The 5,495-nt window shown below is 60.9% G+C and carries 2 protein-coding genes and 1 pseudogene; all 3 read right to left on the bottom strand.

Going from position 1 to position 5,495, the window contains the following annotated elements; translation table 11 throughout:
• Positions 1-45 precede the first annotated feature (45 nt).
• Positions 46-2,538 carry a glycosyltransferase family 4 protein gene (locus WCA53_RS05435; protein ID WP_423906566.1) on the bottom strand — a complete coding sequence of 831 codons (2,493 nt, stop codon included), beginning with the start codon at positions 2,536-2,538 and terminating at the stop codon, positions 46-48.
• Complete coding sequence (locus WCA53_RS05440) at positions 2,535-4,046, bottom strand: flippase (RefSeq protein ID WP_423906569.1); 1,512 nt, start codon at positions 4,044-4,046, stop codon at positions 2,535-2,537. Before WCA53_RS05440 ends, WCA53_RS05435 begins: the two co-directional genes overlap by 4 nt.
• A gap of 67 nt (positions 4,047-4,113) precedes the next feature.
• Positions 4,114-5,495 (bottom strand): annotated as a pseudogene (locus tag WCA53_RS05445) (hypothetical protein); the annotation flags it as partial.

The raw sequence follows: 5,495 nt of genomic DNA on the forward strand, positions 1-5,495 counted from the left end.
ACCCCCCCAAACCTGCCCCAACGAAAGCCGCCAGCAGGCCCCCCCTCATCCCCTCCTCAACCGCGACTTCCCCGCAACATCGGAGAGAATTTTCTCGACACTATTGACATAGCGCTCCGTGCCAAACCGTGTAACAGCATTCGCATAGCCATGCGAAACCAATCGATCACACAAACCGGCGTCGCCACGCAGCTCGCCCAACGCATTGGCCAGCGCATGCGAATCCCCCGGAGTGCACAGGATCCCGTTCTCCCGATCCGCCACAATGTCTGTCACGCCGCCCGCGCGCGACGCCACGATCGGCCGCTTCGCCAACATCCCTTCAATGATCACTCGCCCAAACGGCTCCGGACTGATCGACGTATGTGCGACCACATCGACAGCTTTCATACACGCCGCAATGTCATGCTGGAAGCCGAGAAAATGCACCCGGTCGGCAAGCCCCTTCTCCAGCACGTAAGCTCGCAATTCCGCCTCGTAAGCATCCTCACCAAAGAGCGCCGAACCCACAAATACAGCATGCATCTCCGGCGCCTCAAGCAGCGCCTCAAGCAGAACATGCTGCCCCTTCCAGCGCGCCAGCCGGCTAAACGAGCCAACGAGAAATGCATCCGCCGGCAAGCCGAAGCGCGCACGCAATTCGTGCTGCGCAACTGCTTCGAGCTCGGTGAACGGCTCCGCGGAAATACCGTTGAACACAATATCCAACCGCTCTTCCTTCATCCGGGTCAACGCTGTGAGCGCCACCGCCGACGCAGTCGAATTCGCGATCACGCGCTCCAGCATGAGCTTCGTACACCACTTAATAATGGTTAGCTGGGTCTTGCCAAAATGGTCAGGACTAACAATATCGCGAAGATGCCATACAACCGGGCGCCGCGAAATCAACCCCGCAATCGCACCAACCACCATCGCGCGCTGCGTGTTGACATAGATAACGTCGGAATTGCGCGAGCGCTCCAGAGTGCCACGCACAAGGCCCATCACGCCCCCGATCATGCCGGCGCTCTTGCCTTTCATGCCACCATCTTTGCTCAAGCTGCCAAGAGCGGCGCTATCGAGCACGTCGACCTTGAGACCGACGGCTTCAAGCGCAATCCGAAAGGGACCGTCGTCGAATAACACGGCCTGGTTGTCGCCGCGCATGTTCTTCATCACTTCAAGCAAGGACAGTTCCGCGCCGCCCAGCACGCCGCTTTGATCGACAGCCAAAACACGCATGGCATCCGCGGCTGCATGATCCCGATCAAGCTTGGACGGCTCCTTAGGCGGAACCGGCGGCAACGCGGGCGGCGGTAACAGGAAATGCGGCGCCACGCCCTGCACATGGGCACGCAGGTTGTCGCGGAAATACTTGATCGAAAAGCGCTCGGCGTTCGCCCGGCAATCGGCGGAACGGAACGCGATCGCACCATGTTCGAAGTCCTCGACGGCTTCGATGATCGCACCGGTGCTTTGTTCATCGAAGAACAGGCCCGTCGGACGCGGGTCCGAGCCGTCAAGCACGGTCTCGAGCGCACCGCCCTTCCCGTACGCAATGACCGGCGTGCCGCAGGCCTGCGCCTCGACTACCGAGATGCCGAAATCTTCTTCCGCCGCGAATACAAAAGCCTTCGCGCGACGCATCCGATCTTGCAAGACAGCGAACGGCTGGAACCCCATGATCTCGACATTCGGCGTGGCCTTGTCGCGGATCTTGCGCATGTCCGGGCCGTCGCCGATCACCACCAGCTTGCGCCCGGGCATCTTCGCGAATGCCTCGACGATCAGGTCGATCTTCTTGTACGGAACCATCCGCGACGCCGTCAGGTAGAAGTCTTCCTTCTCTTCGCAAAGCTGAAACGCGTCTACATCGACAGGCGGGAAAATCACGTGCGAATCACGGTGATAAACCTTGTTGATCCGCCTCGCGATAAACGCCGAGTTCGCAATGAAGTGATCAACCGAGTTCGACGTCCGGATATCCCAGTTGCGCATGTAGTGCAGGATCATCCGCGCGGCCAGCGACTTGACGCCGACAGTCAGATTGGACTGCTGAAGATATTGATGCTGCAAATCCCACGCATAGCGGATCGGCGAATGCACGTAGCTGATGTGAATCTGATCCGGGCCGGTCAGGATGCCTTTGGCCACCGCGTGACTGCTCGAAATAACGAGATCGTACTCGGACACATCGAGTTGTTCGATGGCGAGCGGCATCAGGGGCAGATAGCTTCGGTAGCGCTTTTTAGCCTGCGGCAGCTTCTGGATGAACGAGGTCGTGACCTTCTTGCCACGCAGCCACGAACGCTCTTCCATGAAGTCGACGACACTGAAGATATCGGCGTCAGGGAAACAGATGATGATCTGCTCAAGGACCTTTTCCGCGCCGGCGTAAGCGACCAGCCAGTCATGCACGATCGCCACGCGCGGTACCCGTTTGGCGACTTTCGCGCGGTGCTTGCGATGCATGTCGAGTACTGAAGGCGGTGTCGGCTGGATCAAGCCGGAAGGCACTATCACCGGGTCGGTGAGCACTTCGTCGAGATCAGGTGTCATGCGTCTTTCCTCGCCTTGAACCGCAGGTTGGCGCGCCCTTTAAGGCGCTTGTTTAACTCGTGAACAACGCCGCTCGCGATCGAGCGCAATGCGGGCCGCGTGAGAATCGACCACCCCGCATTGACAAACGCGATAACGACGCCCGCCGCAATCGCCTGCCACGGGTGTGCGATGGGATCAATGCTCATGCCGACACCCAGGCTCACAATCAGAAACGCAAGATGCGAGAGCATGTCGGTCGCGATAGGCCGGGCGCGAATGCGCGAAATCCGGAGCAGCAAGCTGTAGTCGGCCAGCGAGCGCAGCACGACCACGCTGGCCGCGCCGATCGGCCCGAAGCGGCTCACGCCAAACCACAGCGCGGCAATGAAGAACGGCAACTGCACGACGCCGATACGCGCGGCGGTTCCCGGATTGATTTGCGACTGGATCATGATTCGCGTGACGCTGGCCTGTCCGACAAGCCATACGCCCACGATCAGGATTCGCCCCACGGGCGCGCTCGCCACTGCGATCTCTTGCCCAACCCACAGATGCAGGAACGGTGCGAGCACAAGCATCGCGAAGAGGGCGATGGGCGTGAAGACGCCATTGAGGAATTCGAGCGACTGCTGGACCATCGCGTCGGCGTGCTCTCGCCTGAGCGCGGACAGTCGCGGAAACAGCGTGCGCACCAGCGCGTTTGGCAACATGTTCAGGCGCGTGACCAGGTTCTGCGGCACCGTGTAATACGTGACGAAGCGCGCGCCCAGGTTTGCGCCGAGCAAGATGCGGTCGAGCGTATCGGTGATCATGCTGGTGATGGTGGCGACCAGCATCCAGCCGCCGAACTTGAACAGCCCACCGGCGACGCCCACCTGCGGCCACTCGATACGCTTGATGTCGAGCACCTTGAAACTGGCTCGCCCAAGCATGAGGGCCGCGAGAATGCGCGCAACGACAGCGGCCGCCAGCACCGTTTGCAGGGTCGGTGAAATCTTCCATGCGGCGGCGAGCGGCAGCAACTGAAACAGGAACGTGCCGATGGTCTGGTTCGTGTTGTAGACGCCGAAGCGTTCAACGCCGTTGATCGCGCCCGCCAGCACCCAGGAGACGTTTGCAATCGGGATCGCGATAGCGAGCCACGGCAATGCGCGATAGACCTCGTGCTGCATTTCGGCCGACGCATGTGCGACGTAGGCCGTGTACGCGAACGCACCGAAATAGATGACCAGCCCGCCGATCACGCCGGTACCGAGATTGAGCCAGATCGCGCTCCAGAAGACCCGTGAGCGCGTTTCCATGTCGTTGGCGGCGTGGGCTTTCGATATCTGATGCTGAGCCGCCATGCCCATGCCGAGATCCAGAATGCCGAAGTAGCCGATCAGCGTCCACACCAGGCTGATCACGCCGTAGCGCTCCACGCCGACAAGATGTATGTACGCAGGCACGGTGATCAGCGAGACGAAGGTAGGCAGCACCAGTCCCGAGAAGTTGATCGCCATGTTCCTGACCATGCTCTTTTCCATCGATTGCCCTTTCCAGATTTGTTCGTTACCTTTGATCAAGCTCCGCGTGGTTCGAGAGCCCCTGCGATTACGGCTTCCAGCGATACATCGTCACCTTGCCGCGCGCATCTTCTTCAACGAACACGAGGTATTCGCCATCCGGCTGGCGACTCGCGCTGATGCCGTTCGGTACATCGACCCAACCCGACGTCGCACCGACTTCCGGCCCCGGCTTCATCACACCGACCTCACGGCCCGTGTCCTTGTCGTAGACGTGCAGCGTCAGGCCGAGCGACTCCACCGTGAACACGTACTTGCCTTCGACGGTCATGCTGAGCGTCGTCGCGACAGGCGCCTTCGTTTGCCACGGCAATGCGATCGAGTAACGCTGCCGGGGCTCAGTCGACCAGTGGTCGTAGCGCGCGAGCCGCCGCCCGACTTCCTTCCAGAAGGCGTTGTCGTAGGGTTCGTCAGCGGTATATCCCGTGAGATACATCGTGTCCGTATCGGCTTCGTAGACGGCGCGCTTGACCTGGTTGAATGGGGCCGGCATCGGGTAGTTCTGTGCGTTTTCGTACGCGTAGATCGGGTTGCCGAAGCGATCCAGGCCGCCGTATCGGAAGCGATTGATCCCACGCTTGTCGCTCGTGTGCCAGATGTCGCCCTTGGTATCGACCCACCAGCCCCAGCCGCCCGGATTGGGAAGCGAACTGCGGTTGATCTCGAAGTCGTTTGCATCGAAACGCGCGTCGCCGTTGTTGTCGCGCCAGATCCAGTCGTTACTCGCGGGACTGTTCGGAATCCTCTGCGATCCACGCTCCCGGCTTGCGAAGTAACCGGAAGGAATCGCCAGCTCGCCACTTCGCTTCGCATCGAAGCGGTAAATCTTCAGGTGATCCGAATACATGTCCGTCAGGAACAGGAACGTGCGGCCATCAAGCTTTCGCGCCATCGGCAGGCCCGGCCAGTCGTCGAGATAGAAGACGGGGTCCTCGGGGTACTTGAACCGGCCCGAAAGAAACGCCACGTACTTCCATTCCTGCCCTGCGGGCTTCGAGAGATCGAGCTCGAAGCGCTTGTTACCGGTGTAGACGCTGTTCGGACGCGACGGATCGACCCACGCGCCGTCCACGAACAGCAGGCCTTGTAGTTGCCATACCTCGCGACCATCGGGCGCATAGCTTTCGAGCGTCGCGCCGAGTCCCGCGCCGGTCCCGCCGAGCTGCGGCCCCGTGCCGTTACACGACACATAGATGTTGCCCGCCGCATCCACGCCCACGCCGGTCAGCCCGTTGAAACGCTGCGGACCCGTACGCCCCGCTACGCCCGCGAAAATGCCGCCACGCTCGCCAAGCGCGCCCGACTCGCGATACGCGTTGTTCGCGCCGCCGTCCCGGGTGAAATACAGCACTTGCTGGCGCGGACCGTTGTCCGCAATCAGCAGGCGTCCTTTGTTGTCCACGGTCAGGT

Source organism: Caballeronia sp. (assembly GCF_049581465.1).
Classification (GTDB): Bacteria; Pseudomonadota; Gammaproteobacteria; order Burkholderiales; family Burkholderiaceae; genus Caballeronia.